This window comes from Catellatospora sp. NPDC049133, from assembly GCF_040648455.1.
Classification (GTDB): domain Bacteria; phylum Actinomycetota; class Actinomycetes; order Mycobacteriales; family Micromonosporaceae; genus Catellatospora; species Catellatospora aurea.
This window is the reverse complement of sequence record NZ_JBEZDT010000032.1, coordinates 84,647-107,541: the sequence shown is the minus strand read 5'-3', so window position 1 is coordinate 107,541 and position 22,895 is coordinate 84,647. Positions and strand designations below refer to the sequence as shown.

The 22,895-nt window shown below is 72.3% G+C and carries 29 protein-coding genes; 17 read left to right on the top strand and 12 right to left on the bottom strand.

The window, feature by feature from the left end; all coding sequences use genetic code 11:
* The first annotated feature begins 78 nt into the window (after window positions 1–78).
* On the top strand, window positions 79–297 hold the full coding sequence (locus tag AB0B35_RS31145; RefSeq protein WP_230686784.1) for a hypothetical protein: 219 nt from the start codon (window positions 79–81) through the stop codon (window positions 295–297).
* Between the two features lie 6 nt (window positions 298–303).
* Here AB0B35_RS31145 and AB0B35_RS31140 read toward each other — a convergent pair whose 3' ends face one another.
* On the bottom strand, window positions 304–1,026 hold the full coding sequence (locus tag AB0B35_RS31140) for a lysophospholipid acyltransferase family protein (protein WP_361052140.1): 723 nt from the start codon (window positions 1,024–1,026) through the stop codon (window positions 304–306).
* A 183-nt stretch (window positions 1,027–1,209) separates the two neighbouring features.
* Here AB0B35_RS31140 and AB0B35_RS31135 point away from each other — a divergent pair, with 183 nt between their 5' ends.
* Together AB0B35_RS31135 and cydB are read left to right on the top strand one after the other, a co-directional pair.
* Window positions 1,210–2,628, top strand: a complete 1,419-nt coding sequence (locus AB0B35_RS31135; RefSeq protein WP_360540143.1) for a cytochrome ubiquinol oxidase subunit I — start codon at window positions 1,210–1,212, stop codon at window positions 2,626–2,628.
* Between the two features lie 9 nt (window positions 2,629–2,637).
* Window positions 2,638–3,702 (top strand): cytochrome d ubiquinol oxidase subunit II, encoded by a 1,065-nt coding sequence (cydB, locus tag AB0B35_RS31130; RefSeq protein ID WP_361052122.1) that lies wholly within the window; start codon window positions 2,638–2,640, stop codon window positions 3,700–3,702.
* 161 nt (window positions 3,703–3,863) lie between these two features.
* Here the strand turns inward: cydB and AB0B35_RS31125 are convergent, their stop codons facing one another.
* The gene (locus tag AB0B35_RS31125) at window positions 3,864–4,562 is read right to left on the bottom strand and encodes a hypothetical protein (protein WP_361052119.1); all 699 of its coding nucleotides are present in this window, start codon (window positions 4,560–4,562) and stop codon (window positions 3,864–3,866) included.
* A gap of 196 nt (window positions 4,563–4,758) precedes the next feature.
* Between AB0B35_RS31125 and AB0B35_RS31120 the strand changes: the two genes are divergently transcribed.
* From AB0B35_RS31120 to AB0B35_RS31110, 3 genes are all read left to right on the top strand, one after another.
* Window positions 4,759–5,487, top strand: coding sequence for a glucose 1-dehydrogenase (locus AB0B35_RS31120; RefSeq protein WP_361052117.1), 729 nt, complete (start codon window positions 4,759–4,761; stop codon window positions 5,485–5,487).
* A gap of 248 nt (window positions 5,488–5,735) precedes the next feature.
* Entirely contained in the window at window positions 5,736–6,140 is a 405-nt protein-coding gene (locus tag AB0B35_RS31115) for a hypothetical protein (RefSeq protein ID WP_361052114.1), read from the top strand.
* Window positions 6,141–6,191: 51 nt separating this feature from the next.
* Window positions 6,192–6,335, top strand: coding sequence for a hypothetical protein (locus AB0B35_RS31110; protein ID WP_361052111.1), 144 nt, complete (start codon window positions 6,192–6,194; stop codon window positions 6,333–6,335).
* A gap of 10 nt (window positions 6,336–6,345) precedes the next feature.
* Here AB0B35_RS31110 and AB0B35_RS31105 read toward each other — a convergent pair whose 3' ends face one another.
* Both AB0B35_RS31105 and AB0B35_RS31100 read right to left on the bottom strand, forming a co-directional pair.
* On the bottom strand, window positions 6,346–7,560 hold the full coding sequence (locus AB0B35_RS31105; RefSeq protein ID WP_361052108.1) for an ATP-binding protein: 1,215 nt from the start codon (window positions 7,558–7,560) through the stop codon (window positions 6,346–6,348).
* Window positions 7,560–8,216, bottom strand: a complete 657-nt coding sequence (locus AB0B35_RS31100) for a response regulator transcription factor (protein ID WP_360540127.1) — start codon at window positions 8,214–8,216, stop codon at window positions 7,560–7,562. Before AB0B35_RS31100 ends, AB0B35_RS31105 begins: the two co-directional genes overlap by 1 nt.
* A gap of 110 nt (window positions 8,217–8,326) precedes the next feature.
* Here AB0B35_RS31100 and alr point away from each other — a divergent pair, with 110 nt between their 5' ends.
* Together alr and AB0B35_RS31090 are read left to right on the top strand one after the other, a co-directional pair.
* The gene (gene alr, locus AB0B35_RS31095) at window positions 8,327–9,508 is read left to right on the top strand and encodes an alanine racemase (protein ID WP_361052105.1); all 1,182 of its coding nucleotides are present in this window, start codon (window positions 8,327–8,329) and stop codon (window positions 9,506–9,508) included.
* Entirely contained in the window at window positions 9,505–10,506 is a 1,002-nt protein-coding gene (locus AB0B35_RS31090) for a D-alanine--D-alanine ligase family protein (RefSeq protein ID WP_361052102.1), read from the top strand. The genes alr and AB0B35_RS31090 overlap by 4 nt, the downstream gene beginning before the upstream one ends.
* 129 nt (window positions 10,507–10,635) lie before the next feature.
* Here AB0B35_RS31090 and AB0B35_RS31085 read toward each other — a convergent pair whose 3' ends face one another.
* On the bottom strand, window positions 10,636–11,055 hold the full coding sequence (locus tag AB0B35_RS31085; protein ID WP_361052099.1) for an FBP domain-containing protein: 420 nt from the start codon (window positions 11,053–11,055) through the stop codon (window positions 10,636–10,638).
* A gap of 126 nt (window positions 11,056–11,181) precedes the next feature.
* Between AB0B35_RS31085 and AB0B35_RS31080 the strand changes: the two genes are divergently transcribed.
* The 3 genes from AB0B35_RS31080 to AB0B35_RS31070 all read left to right on the top strand — a co-directional run bounded on the left by AB0B35_RS31080 (window position 11,182) and on the right by AB0B35_RS31070 (window position 13,621).
* Complete coding sequence (locus AB0B35_RS31080; protein WP_361052096.1) at window positions 11,182–11,832, top strand: HAD family hydrolase; 651 nt, start codon at window positions 11,182–11,184, stop codon at window positions 11,830–11,832.
* A 77-nt stretch (window positions 11,833–11,909) separates the two neighbouring features.
* Window positions 11,910–12,167, top strand: a complete 258-nt coding sequence (locus AB0B35_RS31075) for a hypothetical protein (RefSeq protein ID WP_203690644.1) — start codon at window positions 11,910–11,912, stop codon at window positions 12,165–12,167.
* A gap of 137 nt (window positions 12,168–12,304) precedes the next feature.
* Window positions 12,305–13,621 (top strand): hemolysin family protein, encoded by a 1,317-nt coding sequence (locus tag AB0B35_RS31070; protein ID WP_361052137.1) that lies wholly within the window; start codon window positions 12,305–12,307, stop codon window positions 13,619–13,621.
* 34 nt (window positions 13,622–13,655) lie between these two features.
* On the opposite strand, the gene AB0B35_RS31065 is transcribed toward AB0B35_RS31070, so the two are convergent.
* Window positions 13,656–14,234 carry a TetR family transcriptional regulator C-terminal domain-containing protein gene (locus AB0B35_RS31065; protein WP_360540117.1) on the bottom strand — a complete coding sequence of 193 codons (579 nt, stop codon included), beginning with the start codon at window positions 14,232–14,234 and terminating at the stop codon, window positions 13,656–13,658.
* A gap of 162 nt (window positions 14,235–14,396) precedes the next feature.
* Between AB0B35_RS31065 and AB0B35_RS31060 the strand changes: the two genes are divergently transcribed.
* Window positions 14,397–15,116, top strand: a complete 720-nt coding sequence (locus tag AB0B35_RS31060; RefSeq protein WP_361052092.1) for a hypothetical protein — start codon at window positions 14,397–14,399, stop codon at window positions 15,114–15,116.
* An 18-nt stretch (window positions 15,117–15,134) separates the two neighbouring features.
* Here AB0B35_RS31060 and AB0B35_RS31055 read toward each other — a convergent pair whose 3' ends face one another.
* The 3 genes from AB0B35_RS31055 to AB0B35_RS31045 all read right to left on the bottom strand — a co-directional run bounded on the left by AB0B35_RS31055 (window position 15,135) and on the right by AB0B35_RS31045 (window position 16,427).
* Window positions 15,135–15,302, bottom strand: a complete 168-nt coding sequence (locus AB0B35_RS31055) for a hypothetical protein (protein ID WP_361052089.1) — start codon at window positions 15,300–15,302, stop codon at window positions 15,135–15,137.
* 88 nt (window positions 15,303–15,390) lie between these two features.
* Window positions 15,391–15,864: an NUDIX domain-containing protein gene (locus AB0B35_RS31050; protein ID WP_361052086.1), complete on the bottom strand. Its 474-nt coding sequence runs from the start codon at window positions 15,862–15,864 to the stop codon at window positions 15,391–15,393.
* Window positions 15,861–16,427, bottom strand: a complete 567-nt coding sequence (locus AB0B35_RS31045; RefSeq protein WP_361052083.1) for a helix-turn-helix domain-containing protein — start codon at window positions 16,425–16,427, stop codon at window positions 15,861–15,863. The genes AB0B35_RS31050 and AB0B35_RS31045 overlap by 4 nt, the downstream gene beginning before the upstream one ends.
* A gap of 80 nt (window positions 16,428–16,507) precedes the next feature.
* Here AB0B35_RS31045 and AB0B35_RS31040 point away from each other — a divergent pair, with 80 nt between their 5' ends.
* Window positions 16,508–16,918, top strand: a complete 411-nt coding sequence (locus AB0B35_RS31040) for a nuclear transport factor 2 family protein (protein ID WP_361052080.1) — start codon at window positions 16,508–16,510, stop codon at window positions 16,916–16,918.
* 18 nt (window positions 16,919–16,936) lie between these two features.
* Here AB0B35_RS31040 and AB0B35_RS31035 read toward each other — a convergent pair whose 3' ends face one another.
* Complete coding sequence (locus AB0B35_RS31035; RefSeq protein ID WP_361052078.1) at window positions 16,937–17,887, bottom strand: hypothetical protein; 951 nt, start codon at window positions 17,885–17,887, stop codon at window positions 16,937–16,939.
* Window positions 17,888–17,952: 65 nt separating this feature from the next.
* Entirely contained in the window at window positions 17,953–19,260 is a 1,308-nt protein-coding gene (locus AB0B35_RS31030; protein WP_361052075.1) for an AAA family ATPase, read from the bottom strand.
* A gap of 152 nt (window positions 19,261–19,412) precedes the next feature.
* On the opposite strand from AB0B35_RS31030, the gene AB0B35_RS31025 reads away from it, so the two are divergent.
* The 4 genes from AB0B35_RS31025 (at window position 19,413) to AB0B35_RS31010 (ending at window position 22,602) form a co-directional block, all read left to right on the top strand.
* A complete protein-coding gene (locus AB0B35_RS31025; RefSeq protein ID WP_361052072.1) occupies window positions 19,413–19,844 on the top strand; it encodes a hypothetical protein in 432 nt (143 codons plus the stop codon).
* On the top strand, window positions 19,844–20,719 hold the full coding sequence (locus AB0B35_RS31020; RefSeq protein ID WP_361052070.1) for a tetratricopeptide repeat protein: 876 nt from the start codon (window positions 19,844–19,846) through the stop codon (window positions 20,717–20,719). The genes AB0B35_RS31025 and AB0B35_RS31020 overlap by 1 nt, the downstream gene beginning before the upstream one ends.
* 6 nt (window positions 20,720–20,725) lie before the next feature.
* Window positions 20,726–21,730, top strand: a complete 1,005-nt coding sequence (locus AB0B35_RS31015; RefSeq protein ID WP_361052067.1) for a methyltransferase domain-containing protein — start codon at window positions 20,726–20,728, stop codon at window positions 21,728–21,730.
* Between the two features lie 68 nt (window positions 21,731–21,798).
* Entirely contained in the window at window positions 21,799–22,602 is an 804-nt protein-coding gene (locus AB0B35_RS31010; protein ID WP_361052064.1) for a PhzF family phenazine biosynthesis protein, read from the top strand.
* Between the two features lie 42 nt (window positions 22,603–22,644).
* On the opposite strand, the gene AB0B35_RS31005 is transcribed toward AB0B35_RS31010, so the two are convergent.
* Complete coding sequence (locus AB0B35_RS31005; protein WP_361052061.1) at window positions 22,645–22,893, bottom strand: hypothetical protein; 249 nt, start codon at window positions 22,891–22,893, stop codon at window positions 22,645–22,647.
* Window positions 22,894–22,895 lie beyond the last annotated feature (2 nt).

Genomic DNA, 22,895 nt, shown 5'->3' with positions numbered 1-22,895 from the left:
AGTCCACGGCGAATCGCCGTCCAGGCGATCGCCGGGACGAGCCACTAGCGGAGTCTGAAGTGATGAAGGGGTGCTCAGGTGGCCGACGACGACCCAGTGGACTGGCTGCGACAGCTGTCCCCGGTCCAGCGTGCGCTGCTGGACCGGCTGGCTGACGGCGCGACGATAGCCGCGGCCGCCGCCGCGGAATACCTGTCGCTGCGCACGGCCAACCGCCGCATCGCCGACCTACGCCAGGAGCTGGGCCTGGCCACCACCCGCGAACTGGTGGCCGCCTACCGCTCACGCCGGGGTTGACGCCGCTCAGCGCGCGGTACGCGGCCTCGCGCGGCGGGTCTCGGTGGGACGGGACGGGTCGGTGAAGCGGGGCACGTCGGGTTCGTCGGCGCGCAGCGGGACCAGTTCGGCGGCGATCGCGTCGATGATGCGGTCGGCGATCCGCTGCGCGGCGCCCGGCCGCCCCTCGTCGATGCCGGACAGGTCCACCGGCTGGCCGACGTGCACCCGCACCCGCGGCCGACGCCGCAGCGACCGCCAGACCATCGGCCACATGCCGGCAGGCGCGGCGTACGGGATGACCTCGTGGCTGCCCCAGATCGCGATCGGCACGACCGGTGCGCCGGTGGCCAGCACGAGGCGGCCGACGCCGGTGCGGCCGCGCTCGGGCCACATGCCGGGGTCCAGGCCGATCCGGCCCTCCGGGTAGATCATCAGCGGCGCGCCGCCGTTGAGCGCGGTGACGCTGTCGGTGACGGCGTTGCGGGCGGTCGGCTCGCCCCGGTCCACCTGGATGTGGCCCTGCCGGCGCATCAGCGGCCCGACCACCGGGGTGCGGAACAGCCCCGCGTTCGCCATGATCCGCGGGTACACGCCCCGCCTGCGGAACGCCGCCGCGACCGCGACCGGGTCGAAGGGGCTGATGTGGTTGGCCGCGAGGATCAGCGGGCGGCCGCGCAGTGCCGCGGGGATGTCCCCGGTGACCTCCATGCGGGTCAGCAGCCGCACCACGCCCTCGGCGAGCAGCATCGCGAAGCGCAGCAGCGGGGGCGGGGACCAGTCGGTCGAGGGGCTCACGGTCCACGATCCTGCCATGCGCCGTCCACGGCCCGGGGAGTTGTTCGACGCAGGGTCCGCAAAGTCGGCTTCCCGGCCCGCCACCTGTGCTTATCGTCAGCGGAAGGAATGAATTCGGAACGGGGATTCCACGCCATGGACGCGACGGACCTGGCTCGCTGGCAGTTCGGCATCACCACCGTGTACCACTTCCTGTTCGTCCCGATCACGATCGGCCTGTCGTTCCTCGTCGCGGGGCTGCAGACGGCCTGGTCGCGGACCGGGGACGAGAAGTGGCTGAAGCTGACGAAGTTCTACGGCAAGCTGCTGCTGATCAATTTCGCGATGGGCGTGGTGACCGGCATCGTGCAGGAGTTCCAGTTCGGCATGAACTGGAGCGTGTACTCCCGCTTCGTCGGCGACATCTTCGGCGCGCCCCTGGCGATGGAGGCGCTGCTCGCGTTCTTCCTGGAGTCGACGTTCCTCGGGCTGTGGATCTTCGGCTGGGAGCGGCTGCCCAAGAAGATCCACCTGGCCTGCATCTGGATCGTCGCGGTCGGCACGGTGCTCAGCGCCGCGTTCATCCTGGCGGCGAACTCGTGGATGCAGAACCCGGTCGGGTTCAGGATCAACCCCGAGCGCGGGCGGGCGGAGCTGACCGACTTCGGCGCGGTGCTGACCAACAAGGTCGCCCTGATCACGATCCCGCACACGATCGCGGGCGCGTTCCTGACCGCAGGGGCGCTGGTCGCCGCCGTGGCCATGTGGCACCTGGTCCGCCGCCCGGGGCGGGACACGGCCGCGTTCCGCAGCGCGGTGAAGCTCGGCTCGTGGACCACGCTGGTGGCGATGGCGCTGCTGTTCATCACCGGCGACGTCCAGGGCAAGATCATGACCGAGGTGCAGCCGATGAAGATGGCCGCCGCCGAGGCCCTCTACAACACCGAGCAGCCCGCGCCGTTCTCCCTGTTCACCATCGGCACGCTGGACGGCAGCCGGCCGGTCTGGTCACTGGACGTGCCGCGGCTGCTGTCGTTCCTGGCCACCGGCACCTTCGACGGCCGGGTCCAGGGCGTCAACGACCTGCAGGCCGAGTACACGGCGCGGTTCGGGCCGGGCGACTACGCGCCCAACATCCCGGTCACCTACTGGTCGTTCCGCCTCATGATCGGCTTCGGGGTGCTGGCGGCGCTGTTCGCGCTGTGGGCGCTGTGGGCGATCCGCAAGGGCCGCTCGCCCGCCCCCGAGCGGCGCGGCACCCGGTTCCTGATGTGGGGCATGATCGCGCTGCCGCTGATGCCGCTGGCCGCCAACTCCTTCGGCTGGATCTTCACCGAGATGGGCCGCCAGCCCTGGATCGTGTTCGGCCAGATGAAGACCGCGGTCGCGGCCTCGCCTGCCGCCTCGTCCGGCGACGTGATCACCTCGCTGATCGTGTACACGCTGCTCTACGGCGTGCTCGCCGTCGTCGAGGTGGGCCTGCTGCTGTACTACGCCCGCGCCGGGCTGCCCGACGTCACCCCGCCGCCCCCGGCCGAGTCCGACGAGGACCGGCCACTGGCGTTCGCGTACTAGGAGGACGCCGTGGAGCTGTCGACCGTCTGGTTCATGCTGATCGCGCTGCTGTTCATCGGCTACTTCGTGCTGGAGGGCTTCGACTTCGGCGTCGGCATGCTGCTGCCCGTGCTCGGCCGCGACGAGCGCGAACGCCGCGTGATGATCAACACGATCGGGCCGGTCTGGGACGGCAACGAGGTCTGGCTGATCACCGCGGGCGGGGCGATGTTCGCCGCGTTCCCCGAGTGGTACGCCTCCCTGTTCTCGGGTTTCTACCTGCCGCTGCTGCTGATCCTGCTGGCGCTGATCCTGCGCGGGGTGGCGTTCGAGTATCGCGGCAAGCGCCCCGCCGCCTCGTGGAAGCGGCGCTGGGACTGGTGCATCGTGTTCGGCTCGGCGGTGCCGGCGTTCCTGTGGGGCGTCGCCTTCGCCAACATCGTGCGCGGCGTGCCGCTCAACGCCGAGCACGACTTCACCGGCAACCTGTTCACGCTGCTCAACCTGTACGCCATCCTCGGCGGTCTGACCACGCTCGCGCTGTTCCTGACCCACGGCGCGGTCTTCGTCGCGCTGAAGACGGTCGGCGACATCCGGCACCGGGCCAACCTGCTCGCCGAGCGGCTGGGCGTGTTCGCGGTGATCGCCGCGGCGCTGTTCCTCGACGTGACCCTGCTGCGGCGGGCCACCCCGGCGGCCGTGGTGCTGGCCGTGCTCGCCGCGCTGTGCCTGGTCGGAGGCCTGGTCGCGAACCGGATGCCGTCGCGCACCGACCCCGCGGGCCGCCGCGAGGGCTGGGCGTTCGCGGGCACCGCCGCGGCGATCGCGCTGGCCGTGGCGTCGCTGTTCGCCGACCTGTACCCGTTCGTGCTCCCGTCGACGGTCGACCCGCTGACCAACAGCCTGACGGTGGGCAACGCGTCGTCCACGCCGTACACCCTGAAGATCATGACCTGGGTCGCGGTGGTGTTCACCCCGCTCGTGCTGCTCTACCAGGGCTGGACGTACTGGGTGTTCCGCAAGCGCATCGGCACGACCCACATCCCCGCGGAACCGGCCCCGGTGCCCGCCTCCGGCGGCCGAGGGCCCTCATGATCGTCGGACTTGCCCGGCACGTGTGCGTATCTTGAACGCGCTCTCGCCCGCCTGCCTGGCAAGACCGACGATCAAGGGCGCGGTGCCGTGCTCCTGCCGCACGCCATGGGCACGCGCACAGAAGCGGGTGGCCGTGATGGCCACCCCGCTTCGACGGAAGCTCAGGCGCCTGCCGCGCCCAGTTCGGCTAACTTGGCCTCCAGCTCGGCCAGCTCGGCGCGCAGCTTCAGCGCGTGCGCCTCGGCCTCGGCCCGCTCGGCGGCCAGGATGTGCTCCACGGCCTCCTGCACACCGGGCACGTCGAGCATCGACACCATCTTCAGCGCCTCCTGCGCCTTGATGATGTAGGGCTTGGCGAGCGCCTTGGTGCCCTGGACCGCGCCGACCGTCCACTCGCCCTCGGTGTAGGCCAGCGTCACGGTCAGCCCGGCCGGCGGCTTGACCTTGGGGCCCTTGCCGGCGGCGGGCTTGCGCGGGGCGGGCGCCACGGCGGGGGTCTCCGGTTCGGACACCTCGGGATTCACGGACACTGGTCGCTCCTGACGGACGGGCTTCTCACGGATGATCATGAACTCGGGCTCGGGCGGGGCGACGGGCTCCGGCACCGGCTCGGGCGTGGGCTTGCGACCCGTGGCGCCCTTGGGCGGGATGCTGAGATCGCCGGGAGCGAAGGGCAGCACGTCGCTGCCGAACTTCACCATGATCCACTCATCGTGGGTATCGGGGTCGTCGAGCTGCACGACCTGCCCCAGCTGGCCCGCGATCTGGCCGGCCGCCTCGGTGAACATGACCCGGGGCCGCTTGCCCGACGCAAGCGTCTCCTGGATCTGCGTCAACTCCTGAGTCGACAGTCCCGCCATAACCGCGCTCCCACACCCTCGCCGAACACATGTTTGATACGCATGTTCTATCAGAGCCCACCGACAACAGCGGAACTGACACCATGCGGAAAGTGGGGACATCTTCGCAGCACCGGCCCGCGCCGCGCACCGGGTGTGTCGGCGGTGACAGTGTCACGGTCTGTCACGGTCGCGCGACGGTTGTTCTAATGGGCCGATGGGGATCATCATCGTGACCGGCGGCAGCCGCGGCATCGGCGCTGCCACCTGCGTGAAGCTCGCCGCGGCGGGACATGACGTCGTGGTCGGCTACCGCGGGGACGCCGACGCGGCGGCCGAGGTCGTGGCGGAGGTGGCCGGGGCCGGACGGCGCGCGATCGCGGTGCGCGTCGACGTGTCCGACGGCACGCAGGTGCGTGAGCTGTTCGACCGTACGCAGGACGAGCTGGGCACACCCACGGGCCTGGTGAACAACGCCGCCGTGAGCAGCGCCATCGGGCCGTTCACCGAGCTGTCCGAAGCCGACCTGCGCCGCGTGGTCGAGGTCAACGTCATCGGCGCGATCCTCTGCGCGCAGGAGGCGGCCCGCCGCATGGGCCCCGGCGGCGCGATCGTCAACGTCTCCTCGGTCGCCGCGACCCTGGGCAGCCCCGGCGAGTACGTGCACTACGCCGCCTCGAAGGCCGCGGTGGAGACGCTGACCGTGGGTCTGTCCAAGGAACTCGGCCCGGTCGGGATCAGGGTCAACACGGTCTCCCCCGGTGTGATCCACACCGGATTCCACGCCGGCAGCGGCGAGCCCGGCCGCGCGGACCGGCTCGGACCGGCCGCCCCGCTCGGCCGCTCCGGGCAGCCCGAGGAGGTCGCGAACGCGATCGCCTGGCTGCTGAGCGACGAGGCCTCGTACACCACAGGCGCGACCCTCAAGGTCTCCGGCGGCCGCTGACCCGCCCCGCCCCGTTCGGTCGCGGCGGGCGCGGCGCGGCGTGGGGCATGATCCACCGACTTGCCAGGCACCTGGGCGAATGGCGTCTCAAGATACGCACAGGTGCCAGGCAAGTCGAACGGTCATGGTGTGGTCCGCGCCCGCACCGGCAACGCGAGCAAGGGCCACCCGGCAAAAGCAGTTGACGGCATCAGGCGCGTGCTGGATAGTGATGCTATCCATTATCTGCCACCCCCAGCGAGGCCCTCGTGTCCCACGCCACTCTGCTCACCGCCGGCATCCTGCTCATCACCGTCTCGACCATCGTCTTCGGCGGGCTGTCGCTGCTGATGAGCATCGTCAAGCGCGTCCCCGGCTACCTCGACAACCCGGTCCGGCGAGCGCTGTGGACCGCCGGGCACGCGCACGCCGGCGTGCTGGTGATCTTCGCGCTGGTCGCCCTGCCCTACCTCGACCAGACCGGCTACAGCTCGGGCACGCAGACCCTGGTCCGCGCCCTGCTGGTGGCCCCGCCGATCGTGATGTCGCTGGGCTTCTTCCTGTCCGTGGTGCGCCCGGGCGACACCAAGCCGAACAAGCTCATCTGGCTCGTGCCCCTGGGCGGGGCATCGCTGGTGGCGGGAACGCTGACCCTCGGCCTCGGCCTCGTCTGACCCACCCGGACCCCGGGCACAGGAACATGTGGGGACGGCTACCGTCCCCACATGTTCTTCGACGGCATGCCCGGCGCCTGGGAACCGGTGCGCCCCTGGCCCAGGCGGCGCACGGAGCTCCTGGCGGACAGAGGCGGCGTCGACGTGGACGCGATCCATCGGGCCGTGCTGGCCTGCCGCCCCGTGCTGCGCTGACGGCGGCCGGTCAGGGGCGGTCGAGGTCGTGGCGGTCGGGCAGCCCCGGCGCCACGATCACCGGCTCGGCGAGCGGGTGCGCGGAGCGCGGCAGGATCACCCGCACCACCAGGCCACCGCCGGGGCGGGGCACGGCGACCGCGTCGCCCCGGTGGGCCTGCGCGACCGCGCGCACGATGGACAGCCCGAGGCCGCTGCCGCGCGAGGAGCCGACCCGGTCGGTGAGCCGCCGGAACGGCTCGAAAAGCGTCGGTACCTCGTACGCCGAGATGACCGCGCCGGTGTTGCTCACCACGATCTCGGCATGGCGGGGCCGGGCGATGGTCTGCACCCGCACCCAACCGCCCGCGACGTTGTACCGCGTCGCGTTGTCGATCAGGTTGCGGATCAGCTGCTCCAGCAGGATCGGGTCGCCGGTCACCGGCGCCGGGGCCAGGTCCCGGCCGATCTGCACGGACAGCCGCCCGGCCAGGGCCTCGGTGGTGTCGGCGGCGATGGTGGCCAGCTCGGCGATGTCGACGAGGCGGCGCTCGGTCACCGCGTCCTCGGCGCGGGCGAGCGTCAGCAGGGCGTCGATGAGCCGCTCGTGGCGCTGGTTGACGGCGAGCAGGTTCTGGCCGAGCTGGTGCACCTGCGGCGGGCTGTCCGGCCGGCTCATCGCCACCTCGACCAGGGTGCGGTTCAGCGCGATCGGGGTCTTCAGCTCGTGCGCGGCGTTGGCGATGAACCGGCCCTGACCCGCGAAGGCCTCGTCGAGGCGGTCGAGCATGCTGTCGAACGAGTCGGCGAGGCTCTTCACCTCGCCGGGCGGGGCGTCCAGGTCGATGCGCTTGTGCAGGGTGCGCCCGGCGATCCGGTGCGCGGTCGCGGTGATCATGCTGAGCGGGCGCAGCAGCCGCCCGGCCACGAACCAGCCCGCGGCGGTGGCCAGCACCCACATCGCCAGCAGTGTCAGGCCGCCCTTGAGCAACAGGTTGGCCTGCATCGAGTCCAGGATCGTCTGCTTGGACGCCGCGATGGAGCCGGCTTTGATCGTCCCGGCGCTGGTGTAATCGAACGGATCGGCGTCGCGGTAGGTGTCGGCCAGCAGGATGCCCATGCTGTACTCCATGGCGTTGTCGACCAGGATCAGCACGCCTGCCAGCACCGAGCCGCCCGCCAGGGCGAACACGAGGCTGAACACGACGGTCAGGCGTACCCGCAGATTGCCCCGCCACTCGCCCATCAGCGGATCCGGTAGCCGACGGCGGTGACCGTCTCGATCGGCTGCGGCTCGCCCAGCTTGCGGCGCAGACCACTGATGGTGACCCGGACGATGGTGGTGAACGGGTCCATGTTCTCGTCCCAGACCTTCTCCAGCAGCGTCTCGGCCGACACCACCGCGCCCTCGGCCCGCAGCAGTTCCTCCAGCACCGCGAACTCCCGGCGGGACAGGCTCACGTAGCGGCCGTCCCGGTAGGTCTCGCGGTGGTGCGGGTCGAGCCGGATGCCGGCCCGCTCCAGCACCGGCGGCGCGGCCGGGCGGGCCCGGCGGCCCAGCGCCCGCACCCGGGCCACCAGCTCGGCGAACGCGAACGGCTTGGGCAGGTAGTCGTCGGCGCCGAGGCTCAGCCCGGCGACCCGCTCGGCGACCGTCACCGAGACGGTGAGCATCAACACACGCACGTCCAGGCCCTGGGCCACGACCTGGCGGCACACCTCGTCGCCGTGCACGCGCGGCAGATCCCGGTCCAGGATCATCACGTCGTACGCGTTGACCGAGAGCTTCTCCAGCGCCGCCGCCCCGTCGTAGGCGACGTCGACGGCGATCGCCTCCTGCCGCAGCCCCTCGGCGACGGCCTCGGCCATCAGCTCCTCGTCCTCCACGACCAGGACCCGCACCCCGCCACCTCCTCGACGAACCGACCGCCAAGTATGCACGGCCGGTGTTAGCGCAGTGTTAGTGAAATCCCTCTCGGCACCCTCACACCCCCTGCTGTTGGCTACCCACCGTGACTGGAGAGCTGGCTGAGGCGGTCGTCGACCTCACGGCGATCGAGGGCAACGTCGGACGGATCGCCGGGGCCACGACCGCCGCGGTGATGGCCGTGGTGAAGGCGGACGGGTTCGGCCACGGCGCGGTGCCGGTGGCGCGGGCCGCGCTGGCCGGCGGCGCGACCTGGCTCGGGGTGACCAGCGCGGCCGAGGCCCTGGAGCTGCGCGGCGCGGGGCTGGCCGCGCCGGTGCTGAGCTGGCTGCACAGCCCTCGCACCGATTTCGCCGCGCTGGCCGCCGCCGACGTCGACGTGTCCGTGGCCGCCCCGGAGCTGCTCGACGCGGTCGCCACCGCGGCCCGCGCCACCGGCCGCCCGGCCCAGGTCCACCTCAAGATCGACACGGGTATGTCACGGCACGGTGCGACCGCCGCGGGCTGGCCGGAACTGGTCGCCTGGGCGCGCAAGTACGAGCGGGAGGGCGTGCTCGCCGTGCGCGGCGTGTGGTCGCACCTGGCCACCGCCGACTCCTCGCCGGACGGCGTGAGCGCGCAGACGGCCGCGTTCAGCGAGGCGGTGGCGTACGCCCGCGACGCCGGGCTGGAGCCCGAGCTGCTGCACCTGGCGAACTCGGCGGCTGCGTTCACCGCCCCGCACACCCATTTCGACCTGGTCCGCGCCGGTATCGCGGTGTACGGGGTCGAGCCCGTGCCCGGCCGCGCCTTCGGACTGCGCCCGGCACTCACCCTGCGCACCGAAGTGATCATGACCAAGCGGGTGCCCGCCGGCACCGGGGTCTCCTACCAGCACACCCACGTCACCGACCGGCCCACCACGCTCGCGCTGATCCCGCTCGGCTTCGCCGACGGCATCCCGCGCGGCGTCGACGGCCGGGCACAGGTCCTGCTCGGGGGGCGGCGATCGCCGATCATCGGCCGCGTCGCCATGGACCAGTGCATCGTCGACGCGGGCGACCTGGACGTCCGCATAGGCGACCAGGTCACCGTGCTCGGCCCCGGCGACACCGGCGAACCCACCGCCACCGACTGGGCCACGTGGGCAAACACCAACCCCCACGAAATCCTCACCGGCATCGGCACCCGCGTGCCCCGCCACCACCGAAGGAAGGGCACCTTCACATCGCACGTCCGTGTAGAAGGTGCCCTTCCTCACCGCACCACGGAAGGAAGCGTTCGATGAGGCTTGGCGTGATCTACGGCGGGCGGAGCGGGGAGCACGACGTGTCGTGCAAGAGCGCCCGGAGCATCCTCGCCCACCTGGACCGGGGCCGGTACGACATCACCGAGGTGGTCATCGGCCGCGACGGTGCCTGGCACGTCGACGGCATCCCCGTGAGCATGGGCGACGCGCTGCGCACGCTGGGCCGCGTCGACGTGGTCTTCCCCGCGCTGCACGGCCCCTACGGCGAGGACGGCACGGTGCAGTCGCTGCTGGAGATGGTCGGCGTGCCGTACGTCGGCAGCGGCGTGCTGGCCAGCGCCACCGGCATGGACAAGGAGTTCACCAAGAAGATCCTCGCCGCCGACGGGCTGCGGGTGGCCGACGGCGTCGTGCTGCGGCCCGGCCAGGACGACGTGTCGCCGGCCGACCGTGAGCGCCTTGGCCTGCCCGTCTTCGTCAAGCCCGCCCGGGCCGGGTCGAGCATCGGGGTCACCCGCGTCGACGACTGGGCGCAGCTGCCCGCGGCGCTGGCCGCGGCCCGCGCGTGCGACGGCAAGGTGCTCGTCGAGGCCGGCGTCGCCGGGCGCGAGGTGGACGTGGCGGTGCTCGAACACCCGGACGGCACGCTGCAGGCCGGACCGCCGCTGGAGATCCGCGTCGCCGACGGGCACGGCTTCTTCGACTACGACGCCAAGTACACCGCCGGTGAGGTGGTGTTCGACATCCCGGCCCGGCTCGACCCGTGGGTCATCGCGCTGCTGCAGTGCCGGGCGCTGCAGGCCTTCGCCGCGCTGGAGTGCCGGGGGCTGCTGCGGGTGGACTTCTTCCTGCCCGAGGGCGGCGGCGAACCGGTCCTCAACGAGGTCAACACGTTCCCGGGGTTCACGTCCGCGTCGCAGTACCCGCGGATCTGGCAGGCCGCTGGGATCTCCTACCCGGAGCTGCTGGACACCCTGGTGAACACCGCGGCCGCGTCGGCGGCCCGCTCGCTGACCGCCCTGGCCGGGCGGCACTGAGACGCCGCGGAGCCCGGTGACTGGGGTAGTGCCGGGTTCCGCGGACACCTCGCGCCGGCCCAGGGAACGCCGGCCGCCCGAACCTGGCGGCTTAGGCGGCACGGCTTCCCCGGGCCGGCGCACCACTACTCAGGAGTGCAGCACCTCGGCGAGGAAGGCGTCGACCCGCGCCTCGACCTCGTCACCGGGCACGCACGCCAGGTCGGCGCACATGTAGGTGCCGACGCTGTCGCCCCGGCGTCCCGCGTCGCCCTTGCGGCGGGCGGTGAACAGGGTCACCTCGTCGGACGGGCGTACCGCCTGGCACAGCAGGCACATCGCGGCCCGCCGCCGCGACATCACCGAGTCGGCGGCCCGCAGCAGCAGCCCCACCGGCCGGCCGTCGCGCCAGCGCAGCAGGTAGCCGCGCTGCTCCAGCTTGCCGTCCCGCCAGCCGAGGAAGGTCCGCCCCGCCCAGTCGAGGTCCGCGAAGTCCTTCGGCAGGGTCATCGCCGACGCGTCGCCCCGCGAGCAGTTCGCCATGGCCCGCCTGATCTGCGGTTCTGTCATCGGTTCCACCCGGCGCACGGTACGCGCGGCCCGTCGGCGCGAGCCACCCGATTTCCGCCGGTGACCGGCGGCACCCGGGCCGCACCCGTACGGCGTATCCGCCCCCGCGCCCGATATCCTGGGCAGATGATCAAGGCAGTGGTGTTCGATGTGGGCGAGACGCTGATCGACGAGACCCGCATCTGGAGCCGCTGGGCCGACCGCCTCGGCGTGCCCCGCTTCGCGATGCTCGGGCTGCTCGGCGGCATGGCCGCCATGGACCGCCCGCACGGCGACGCGTTCGCGCTGCTGCGCCCCGGCCTCGACGTGGACGCCGAGATGGCCGCCTGGGCCGCCGACGACCCCGACGGGCTGCGCGAGAACTTCGACGAGGACGACCTCTACCCCGACGTGCGCCCGGCCTTCGCCGAGCTGCGCCGCCGCGGGCTCACCGTGATCATCGCCGGCAACCAGCCGCCGCAGGCCAAGGCCGCCCTGGAACGGATGGACCTGCCCGTCGACGCGATCTACACGTCCGCCGAGTGGGGCATCGAGAAGCCCCACCCGAGCTTCTTCGCCAAGGTCGCCGAAGTGGCCGACCTGGCCCCGGCCGCGATCTGCTACGTCGGCGACCGGGTCGACAACGACGTGCTGCCCTCCACTCGCGCGGGCATGAAACCCGTCCTGGTGCGCCGCGGCCCGTGGGGTTACCTCGGCTCGGAGAAGCCCGAGGCGGCCCGGCACGCGACCATCGTCGACGGCCTCGAAAACCTGCCCGACCTGCTGCGACCCGCCTGATCGGGTGCTGATTCGCCAACCGCCTGCGCCCGCCGTCCGCGCTCCTTAGCGTGGAGGTGATCCGTCGAGGAGGAGCGATGCCCAAGAACAACCAGTCCCGCCGGCACCCGCGCCAGGACAAGCCGCGCGTCGAGCAGGACCAGCCCGGAACGCCGCACGCCGAGCACGACCACATGCCCGGCGAGCACGCGGCCTGGGCGTCCGAGCACGCGCAGGAGCAGTCGCGCCAGCGCGCCATGGCGGCGCGGGAGAAGGCCACCCGTACGCAGATGTCGGTCGGCCAGTCCGGTGTGATGCGCCTGAAGAAGGGCAACCAGCCCCGCGGCGGCCGCTGACCGGTCCGGCAGACCCGGCCCCAGGGCCTTGAGCTGCTGCTACCGTTGACCGAATGGAAGGCTGTGATACCAGGCCGGGCCGACGCCCGGCCTGCGCGTACCGGCTGTCACTCCAGGCGGGCCCCAGGTGATCGATGGTGGGCGACCACTGGATACAGCTGGTTCTGGTAGCCGTACTGATCGTGTTGAACGCGCTGTTCGCCGGCAGCGAGATGGCGCTGGTCTCCCTGCGTGAGGGCCAGCTGCGCCGGATGGAGCAGCAGGGTGGCGGCGCCGCGGCCGCCGCGGCGCTGGCCCGGGACCCGAACCGGTTCCTCGCCACCATTCAGATCGGCATCACCCTGGCCGGCTTCCTGGCCTCGGCGACCGCCGCCATCGCCCTGGCCGAGGTGCTGCAACCCGCCCTGGGCTTCCTCGGGGCCGCCGCCCGGCCGGTCGCCGTCGTCGCCGTGACCCTGGTGCTGACGTTCCTCACCCTGGTCTTCGGCGAACTCGCGCCCAAACGCGTCGCCATGCAGCACGCCGAGCGGTGGGCAGGCGTGGCGGGCCGCCCGCTGACCGTGCTCGCGACCATCTCCCGGCCGTTCGTCTGGGTGCTGAGCAAGGCAACCGACCTGGGCGTACGCCTCATGGGCGGCGACCCGCACCGGCACCGCGGCGACGAGATCACCCCCGCGGAGGTGCGCGACATGGTCAGCGTGCACCGCGGCTTCACCGCCGAGCAGCGGCTGATCATCGCCGGGGCCGTGGAGATCACCGAACGGGTCCTGCGCGAGGTGCTGATCCCGCGCCGCAACGTGTTCACCCTCGACGCCGACATGCCCGTCGAGGCGGCCCGCAAGGAACTCGCCGGCTCGGGTTTCTCCCGGGCCCCGGTCGTACGGCGGCGCAACCTCGACGACACGCTCGGCGTCGTGCACCTGCGCGATCTGCTCGCCGACGACGTCGCGGGCCTGGCCGACCTAGCCCGCCCCGCGCTGCTGCTGCCCGACTCCCTGCACGCGGCCGACGCGCTGCGCAGGTTCAAGCTCGAACACCAGCAGTTCGCGCTGGTCGTCGACGAGCACGGAGCCGTCGACGGCATCGTGACCCTGGAGGACCTGCTGGAGGAGGTCGTCGGCGAGATCTACGACGAGACCGACCGGGACGTGATGGCGGTCCAGCAGGGCGACGACGGGGACATGCTGCTGCCCGGCACGTTCCCGATCCACGACCTGCCCGATATCGGGGTCAACCTGGACGAGCGGCCCGGCGGCGACTACATCACCATCGCGGGGCTGGTCATCGCGATGCTCGGGCACGTGCCGACCCGGACCGGCGAGATCGTGCACCTCGACGGGTGGACGGCACAGGTCACGTCGGTGGACCGGCACGCCATCACCGAGATCCGGCTGCGCCCCTGCGGCGGCCCCGCAGGCGACGCGCTCTGCCCGCCGAAGCCGCGCACGGGGTGACCCCCGGACCGGCCCTGCGCGGCGGCGTCTCGGACTACGCGGGCGCGAGCAGGGTGTCGAACACGGTCGTGAAGAAGGTGTCGAAGGCCGCCGGCGAGCGGTCGGTGCGCGCCCTGATCAGCGTGCCCTCCCAGGCGTCGACCAGGAAGCCGGCGGTAGTGGCGGGGTCGAGTCCGGCGCGGACCGCGCCGGTGCGCGCGGCCTCGGTCAGGGCCGCCGCGACCAGCGCCGTCCACGCGTCGAGACTGCCGCCGACGGCCTCGCGGACGGCGTCGATGTGGTCGGCGATCTCAACGCCGAAGTTGCCGTAGAGGCAGCCGCGCCCGTACCCGTGCCGGACGACGTCGTCGCGCAGGAACGTGAAGTGCGCCCGGAGCCGGTCGAGCGGCGCGACGCCGGTGTCGGCGAGGTCCTGCAGGCGACGGCTTTCGCCGTAGCGTTCGAGCACCACCACGGCGAGGTCTTCCTTGCTGCCGAAGTGGTTGTAGAACGAACCCTTGGGCACACCGGCGGCGTCGGTGATGTCCTTGACCGCCGCGGCGTGGTAGCCCCGGCTGTGGAACTGGTCGAGCCCGGCCGCCACGATCTCCTCGCGCATGCTCTTCCTGCCCATCGCGCAGCACCTCCGTCCCGAATATGACCGGTCGTCTCGTCATCGTCAAGCCCTCCCCGACGTGATCCAGCGCTCGTTGCCGCGATCTAAGACGACCGGTCATATTTGAGCCGTATCCGGGTCGACGCCCGGCCCGACGATCCTCGCCACGGAGGCAACGCAGTGAACGACCTGACCGACTTCGTCATCGAGGCCCACGGTGGCCTCGACCGCTACCGCCGGTTCACCTCGGCGACGGCCCGCTTCCGCACCGGCGGAGCGCTGTGGGCGGTCAAAGGCCGGCCGGGAATTCTCGCCGAGGCCGAAGTGCGCGTCGACCTGCGGGAGCAGCGCGCCTCCCACAGCCCCTTCCCGGCGCCCGGCCTGCGCACGTCGTTCACCGCGCAGCGGGTGGCCATCGAGAGCGACACCGGCGAGGTGCAGGCCGAACGGCTCGACCCGCGCGCCGCCTTCGCCGGCCACACCCTGCACACCCCCTGGGACGACCTGCACGTCGCCTACTTCGCCGGTTACGCCATGTGGACCTACCTGACGGCCCCGTTCTCGTTCGCCTCGCCAGGGTTCCGGACCGAGCAGCTGAGCCCGGTGCAGGAGGAAGGGCAGACCTGGCAGCGGCTCAAGGTGACCTTCCCGGACCATGTCGCCACCCACTGCCGGGAGCAGACGTTCCACTTCGACGAGTCCGGGCTCCTGCGCAGGCACGACTACACGGCCGAGGTCATCAACGCCGGTCCGGCCGCCCACTACTGCTCCGGCCACCGCGAGTTCAACGGGATCATGGTGCCCACCCGGCGGCGCGTCCACCCGGTCGGCGCGGACGGCGCGGTGGACCGCGACCTGGAACTCGTCACCATCGACATCGACGAGGTCTCGTTCACCTGATCCGCACGCCGGGTCCGGTCAGCGCGGCGCACCGGCCCTGCTCGACGCCGTCCGCCTGATCCGCCTGGTTCTGCCGTGGCACGCCAGCAGCTCCAGCACCTGGTGCTCGTCGTGCGGATCGGCGGGCACCGGCACGCCGGCCCGCTCGGCGAGCACGGTCAGCTCACCGAGCAACGCGTCCACCACACGGCCCCCTCCGGTGCATGGCTCCTCCGGTGGATCATCGCAGAAGCGTTCGCCGGGCCGCCGCGCGATGCGGTGGGCCAAGCCCGGATCAGCCGAGGTACGGGGTGTCGCGGTCGTCGAGGTGGTGGCGCAGCCGCAGCCGGGTCGACTCGTGGATCGGCAGCGTGTCGAACTCGGCCGGGTCGACGTGACGCAGGTCGGTGGACTCCTCGCTACGCGACAGCCCGCCGCCGACGACCCGGGCCCGGAACACGAGGCTGAACTGCTGGCGGACCTCGCCGTCGGCGTACGCGATGACGTGCCCCGGGTCGGTGTAGACCCCGACCAGGCCGGTGATCTCGACGTCGAGCCCGGTCTCTTCGCGGACCTCGCGGATCACGCAATGTTCGAGGGTCTCGCCGACCTCCATGGTGCCGCCGGGCAGCGACCAGTTGCCGGAGTCGGCCCGCCGCTGCAGCAGCACCCGTCCCCGCTCGTCGACGATGACGGCGACCCCGCCGGGCACGATGCGGGTGGCCGTGGGCGCATCCGGGTCATGGAAGTGGTCGCGACGGGTGCTCACGCCGCCGCCCCCAGGCCGGCGAAGACGACCGCCAGGGTGCGGACCTGCAACCGCTCGTCCCAGCCGCCGGTGACCGCGCCCTGGCAGACGGCGCCGAGCAGCGCCATCACCTCGGGCAGGTGCACGTCGCGGCGGACCGTGCCCGCGTCCTGCGCCGAGGTCAGCAGCCCGTCGACGGAGCGTTCCAGCATCCCGACCGCGTCGGGGATGCTCAGCTCCGTGCCCGCCTCGGCGAGCAGGTCGAGCACGGTCTTCTGCCGTGCCGCCTGGGCGACGAGCGTGGTGAAGAAGGCGAACAGCGCCGTGCCCGGCGGGCTGTCGCGCCGCAGCGCCTCCACATCGGAGACCAGCCGAGCCAGCAGGCCCTTCATGATCTCGCGGAGCAGGTCGGCCTTGGTCGGGAAGTGCCGGAACACGGTGCCGATGGCGACACCGGCCCGGTTGGCGACCTCCTCGGTGGACGCGGCCGGTCCGCGCTCGGAGAACACCTGCTCCGCGGCCTGCAGGATGCGGTTGCGGTTGCGCAGCGCGTCCGCGCGCATCGGCTTGTCGTCAGGCGGCACGGCCCTCCCCTTGAAAAATTGAGTCGACACTCATTATCGTACGAAGTCGAGTCGCCGCTCATCTTAGCCGGAGGTGTCCCATGTCCACACCCCACGAAGCGTTCGATCGGCTGCGCCGGCAGTGGTTCCTGTCCGACGGGCCTGCCCTGGACCCGGAGCTGTTCACCGAGGACGTCGTCGTCGAGATGCCGTTCGCGGCGCCCGGCCGGCCCGGCCGGATCGAGGGCCGGGCCGCCTTCGTCGCGTTCGCCGAGGCCGGACGGGCGGCGCTGCCGGTGCGCTTCGACCGCTGCCAGGTCACCGCGGTGCACGAGACCGCCGACCCCGAGGTCATCGTCGTCGAGTACGAGCTGGGCGGCATCGCCACCACGACCGGCACGCGGGCGTCCGCGCCGTTCATCGGCGTGCTGCGCGCCCGCGACGGGCGCATCGCCCACTGGCGGGAGTACCAGCACACCCTCGCCATCGCCACAGCCCTCGCCCGAACCTGACGCCGGCCGACAGGACGCCTACCCGGCGTGGACGGCATCGCCGCCGGGCAGTTCACCGGTCGCGCAGTACCTGCGCAGGATCTCCATCGCGAGTTCCATCGGCAGGACCGCCTCTCGCGGGAGCACGGGTCGCGAGCCGTCCAGCTCCACCGGGATCGTCCGCAGTCTCCCGACGCTCACAGTGACCACCCGCGGCGCAGTGCCGTCCTCGGGCAGGGTCACCAATGTGGTCTGCTCGTCGCCGAGGCCGATGCGAACGGGCACGCCCGTCTCCGGCGCGAAGTCGGCGAACCCAGGCAGGGTCACCGTGCTCAGGTGCAGCCGCAAGAGCTCGGCGTGCAGCTGCGCGGAGGTCTGCACCTCTCGGTGTCCGGCTCCGTCGTCCCACGTCAGGAGTCCGCCGCCGTCTCCGTGCGGCGGCGGGAGCGCCCGCCATGTCCACACCGGGGAGGGGCGGGGCACCACCATCGGCGCGCGCTCGATCTTCGCCTGGACCGGGGTCGAAACCACCGGTGGCGGTGCCGGACGCGGACGGGTGGTCTTCACCACGCGGCGGGCAGCGAGCGCCAACGCGCCGAGTGCCGCCGACATGAGCACCAGCACCGCCATGTTGCGCGGGCCACGTCCCCCGGCGATGGGCACGAACCGATCGACCAGCACGACACCCACCGCGTACAGGACCGGAACCGCCAACACGCCGTATCGCCGCACCTGTGTCCACACCCGACGAGCCGTATTGCCCGCTGCCGTCGCCGACCGCGCATCGGCCGGCACCTCGATCGGCTCACGATCGCTCAGATGACCCCTGAACAGGCCCAGCCCAAGCATCGTCAATATCGTCGGCAACAGCAGTGCCTCGCGGACAAAGCCGTCCGATGTCCACAGCCGAACGCAGGCGTAGTACAGCAGGCCGTATGCCAAGGCCGCGTCCACGAAGTCCGGCTGCTGCCATTTCCGCCATCGGCTCATGCCCGAGACGCCCCGTCCTGTCGATGACCACGCAGACAGTAGCGGGGGCGCGCGAGGCGGTGGGGTCAGAGCAGTTTCTGCTTCTTCAGGTAGCTGACCAGCTCGTCGTACGCGCCGCCCTCGTTGGCGAACATGGCCACGTTGCGGGCGGTGGTGAACCACGGCCCGGTGGACGGGCGCACCTCGCGCAGCGCCGCCTCGAAGTCGCGCTGCTCGATCATCCGCAGGTCGCCGCTGGTGATGGAGTCGTGCATGGCGTACTCGGTGGCGGTCTCGCACAGGTGCGCCAGGTCCGCGCCGGAGAACTGCTCCGTGGACCCGGCCAGCTTCTTCAGGTCGATGCCCGCGATGGGCCGCTGCCGCAGGTGGTACTCGATGATCGAGCGCCGGGCGGCGGCGTCCGGCGGCGCGACCAGCACGGTGCGGTCCAGGCGGCCGGGACGGCGCAGCGCCGGGTCGACATCCCAGGGGGCGTTGGTCGCGGCGAGCACGAACACGCCCTCGTTGGCGCCTTCCATGCCGTCCAGCTCGGCCAGCAGCTGGTTGCCGAGGGTACGCATCGCCGAGGACTTCATCTGGCTGCGTTTGTGCCCGAGCGCGTCGACCTCGTCGAGGAAGATCACGCACGGGGCGTTGCGCCGGGCGGTCTCGAAGATCTCGTGCAGGTTGCGCTCAGATTCGCCGATCCACATGTTCAGCACGTCGACCAGCGAGATCGTGGTGAACTTCGCGCCCATCTCCCCGGCGACCGCGCGGGCCAGGAACGTCTTGCCGCAGCCGGGCGGGCCGTAGAGCAGCAGGCCGCCGCGCAGGCTCTTGCCGTACAGCTCGCGCAGCTTCCTGTTCTTCATCGGCGCGAGGAACGACAGCTCCAGGCGCTTCTTCACGTCGGTCATGCCGCCGACGTCGGCCAGGCGCACGTCGCTGCTCTCGACGTCGAAGACCCGGTCGCCGTCGCCCTTGACGGCCTCGGGCTCGTCGTCGGCGGAGGCGAACCGCAGCGGCACCGAGTCGGCAAACTGCGCCTCCAGGGCCAGCCAGTTCAGTTCACCGCCTGGCGCGGCGGGCTGCGGGGCGGCGGACGGCGGGGCCTCGGCCGACGCCGGATCGGCCTGCCGCGGCTGTTCGGGCTGCACGTCCGCCGGTGTCGGCACCGCGGGCCGCGCCGGGGCAGGGCCGCCCAGAGCGCGGGCCATGAGCGCCTGGGCCTGCTCGTGCTGCGGTTGCAGCGCCAGCACCGCCGCGAGCTGAGCGATCGCCTCGCCCGGCCGGTCCGCGGCGACCAGCAGCTCGGCGACGTGCAACCGCAGCGGCAGGTCGTCGGGGCGGGCGGCGACGGCCGCGAGCAGACTTTCGATCAGCGAGGAGCTCATGGCGTGCCATTATGCTGGCTCGTCCCAGCTCGCGGTGCCCCCTACCCGGCGGTTCGGATCGGCCGGAACAGCGACCCCCGCAGCTGCGGTGAAGTCACTATGCTGTGCCGACCCGGCCACGCGCCGACGTGACACCCCACCCCGAGGACCACATGAACGACGACCTGTTCCGCCCGACGATCACCGCCGCGCCCGTGGCGGCCGGCGATCCCCCGTGGCGGCCCTCCTCGATCGTCTACCCGGCGTTCTTCGGCGGCCCGCTGGCCGTGGCGGTGCTCGGGGTGCTCAACGCGCGCCGGCTGTCGCTGGGTGTCAACCAGCAGCTGGCCGTCGCCGCCGCCGGGCTCGCCGCCGTCGCGGCGCGGCTGGCCATGACGGCCCTGCTCGGGCAGACCCAGGCCCGGATCCTGGGCACCGTCTTCGGGCTGCTGGTCTGGGGCGTCGTCAGCACGACCCAGAAGAAGGCATTCCGGGCGTACGAGTACGGCAACGGTGAACCGGCGAGCCTGTTCGGCCCCGGCCTGGCCGCCGTCATCGGCTGCGGCCTGCTGGAGAACATCCTGATCGCGGTGGTGGTGGACTGATGACCGAGAACGCCCACGCCCCGGCGCTGCTGCGCGCGCACGCCCTGCTGGCCGCCGACCGGCCCGAGGACGCGCTGCGTGAACTCGCCGTGCTGCCCGAGTCCGACGCCGGGTCGGCGCTCGTGTTCGAACTGCGCGCGGCCGCGCTGCTCCAGCTCGAACGCTGGGGCGAGGCGCGCGACGCGGCCCGGGCGGGCCTGGCCGCGGGCGGACCCGACCCGGACCTGCTCTGCCAGCTCGGCCTCGCCGAGCACCGGCTCGGCCGGCCCGAGACCGCCGAGCGGGCGCTGCTCGACGGGCTGGCCATCGCGCCGGAGGACGTCAGCCTGCTGTGCGTGTACGCCCGGCTGTGCCTGGAGCACGGCCAGCTCGACAAGGCCCGCCGCCTGGTGGAGCTGGCCGCGGCGCAGGACCCCGACGCGCCGGCCGTGTACTCGACCCGGGTCCAGCTCGCCCACGCGAGCGGCGACGACGTGCTCGCCCAGCGGATCAGCCGCGAGTTCGTCGCCGCGCACCCCGAGAACGCGCAGGCGCACGCCCTGCTCGGCGGCACCAGCGCGGCCCGCGGGCAGGTCCGGTCGGCGTACTCGGGGCTGCGCCAGGCGGTCGCGAACGACCCGACCGACCGCGACTTCGCGCGGGCGGCGTACGAGGCCAGGATCGGGCTGCACCCGCTGCTGGTGCCGCTGCGCCCGTTCACCCGGTTCGGGCCGGTCAAGACGTGGATCGCCGCGATCGTCGTCATCTACGGCCTGCGCAGTCTCGGGCTGCCGACGCTGTCGGCGGTGGCCGCTGTGGTGTGGTTCGTGCTGTGCGTGTACTCGTGGGTGGTGCCGCCGCTGCTGCGCCGCTGGCTGCTGCGCCGCTGGCGCTGACCGGCCGTGCGTCTTCTCGACGACGAGGCCCTGGAGCGGTCCTCGGTGGTGGCGAACAACGCGATGAACCGCGAACGCGGGCTGGACGGCGTCAACAGTTACGCCCGTGACCTGGGCTTGCATCCGCTGGAGCGGCTCCGGCCCCGGCTCGTCGAGCACGGCGCGGCGGCGTGGCTGGACCTGTGCTGCGGCCAGGGCCGGGCCCTGGTCGAGGCCGCCGGCCAGGCACCGGACGGCCTGGAGATCGTCGGCGTGGACCTGGTGGACCACTTCGACCCGCGGGCGTCCGTGCTGAACGGCCTCACCCTGGTCACCGCGTCGATCGCGCAGTGGCAGCCGGACCGTGCCTTCGACCTGATCACCTGCGTGCACGGGCTGCACTACGTCGGGGACAAGCTCGGCGTGCTCGCCCGCGCGCTGACCTGGCTGTCCCCCGGCGGCACGTTCGCCGCGCACCTGGACCTGGCGAGCATCCGCCTGGCCGACGGCACCCCGGCGGCCCGGCTGGTACGCCGACTGCTGCGCGAGGCCGGGGTCGCCTACGACGCCCGCCGCCGCATCGTCACCCGCACCGGCCCGGCCGTGCTGGACCTGCCCCTGGAGTACGCCGGAGCAGACGATCAGGCGGGCCCGAACTACACCGGCCAGCCCGCCGTCGACTCCTACTACCGCCCGCTGCGCACCGGCACCCGCCCCGAGCCGACGCCGCCGCCGCGCCGCTCGGTGCTGGTGGACGACCGCGGTGTGCACGTCGACTCGCTCGAACCGATCCCCTGGGAAGACGTCTACCACGCCTCGGTCTCCCGGTTCGTGGTCGAGATCGCGGGTGTCGACCACATCGAACTGACCGTCGACCTCGTGTACGGCCATTACGTGACCGTCCTCGACAGCGATGAGGGGTTCGGCGCGGCCGTGGCCGAGTTCGCCCGCCGGTCCGGCCGCCCCTCGCCTGACCTGTCCTGCCTCGACGCCGGGCACGACGGCATCGAGCTGTGGCGGCAGCAGTTCTGACGCACCCGGGTCCACCGACCCGGGATTGGCCGTGCCGCAGGCCGCGCCGACCGGGTTAGGGTGCCGGTATGCGGATCAGGATCATCGACGCGTTCACCGACCGGCCGTTCGGCGGCAACCCGGCCGGGGTCGTCGTGCTGGACACCGACACGTTCCCGGACGAGGCGTGGATGCAGCGCGTCGCCGCGGAGATGAACCTGGCCGAGACCGCGTTCGCGCACCCGCGCGGCGGGCAGGACTGGGCCCTGCGCTGGTTCACGCCGCTGTGCGAGGTGAACCTGTGCGGCCACGCCACGCTGGCCATGGCGCACGCCCTGGTCGAGGACAGGCTGATCGGCGACCTGGTCGCCTTCGACAGCCGCAGCGGGGTGCTGACCGCCGCCGTCACCGAGGGCGGGGCCATCACCCTCGACTTCCCGGTCTCGCCGCTGACGCCCGCCGAGCCGGTCGGGGTCGCCGATGCGCTGGGCGCGCCGGTGCTCGCTGCGTGGGAGACCGGCCCGGCGCTGGGCGACCTGCTGGTCGAGGTCGCCGACGAGCAGGCGGTACGAGGCCTGCGGCCGGACCTCGCCAAGGTCGCGGCGCTAGCCACCCGCGGGGTGATCGTCACGGCGGCGGCCGCCGACCCGTCGTCCGGGTACGACTTCGTGTCCCGGTTCTTCGGCCCGGCCGTCGGCGTCCCGGAGGACCCGGTGACCGGCAGCGCCCACACCGCGCTCGCGCCGCTGTGGGCCGCGCGGCTGGGCCGCGACGAGCTGGTCGGCCTGCAGGCCTCGGCCCGCTCCGGCCTGGTCCGCACCGCCCTGCGCGGCGACCGCGTCGAACTGACCGGCCGCGCCGTCACCGTCCTCGACGGCACCCTGCACGCCTGATCAGGCCAGCAGGGAGACCATCGGCGATCACGTCGGCCCGGGTCACCGCCCACGCCACGTCAGCTCGGCCAGCCGTAAGTCGAGCTGACGCCGCCGATCCGGATCCGAACGTCGCGCGTCTGCCTCGGCAACCGATCGCGCTATCCGCGCGTACTGGTCACGTGGCACCTGATCGACACCGACGGCAGCGAGCGCGTTCCGCGTCGCCTCCCTGATGTGCTCGGAGACGATGCCACCGGCCGAAACCGCAGCGGCATAGTCATCGGGCAGGCCGGTGGAATCCGCAGACATCT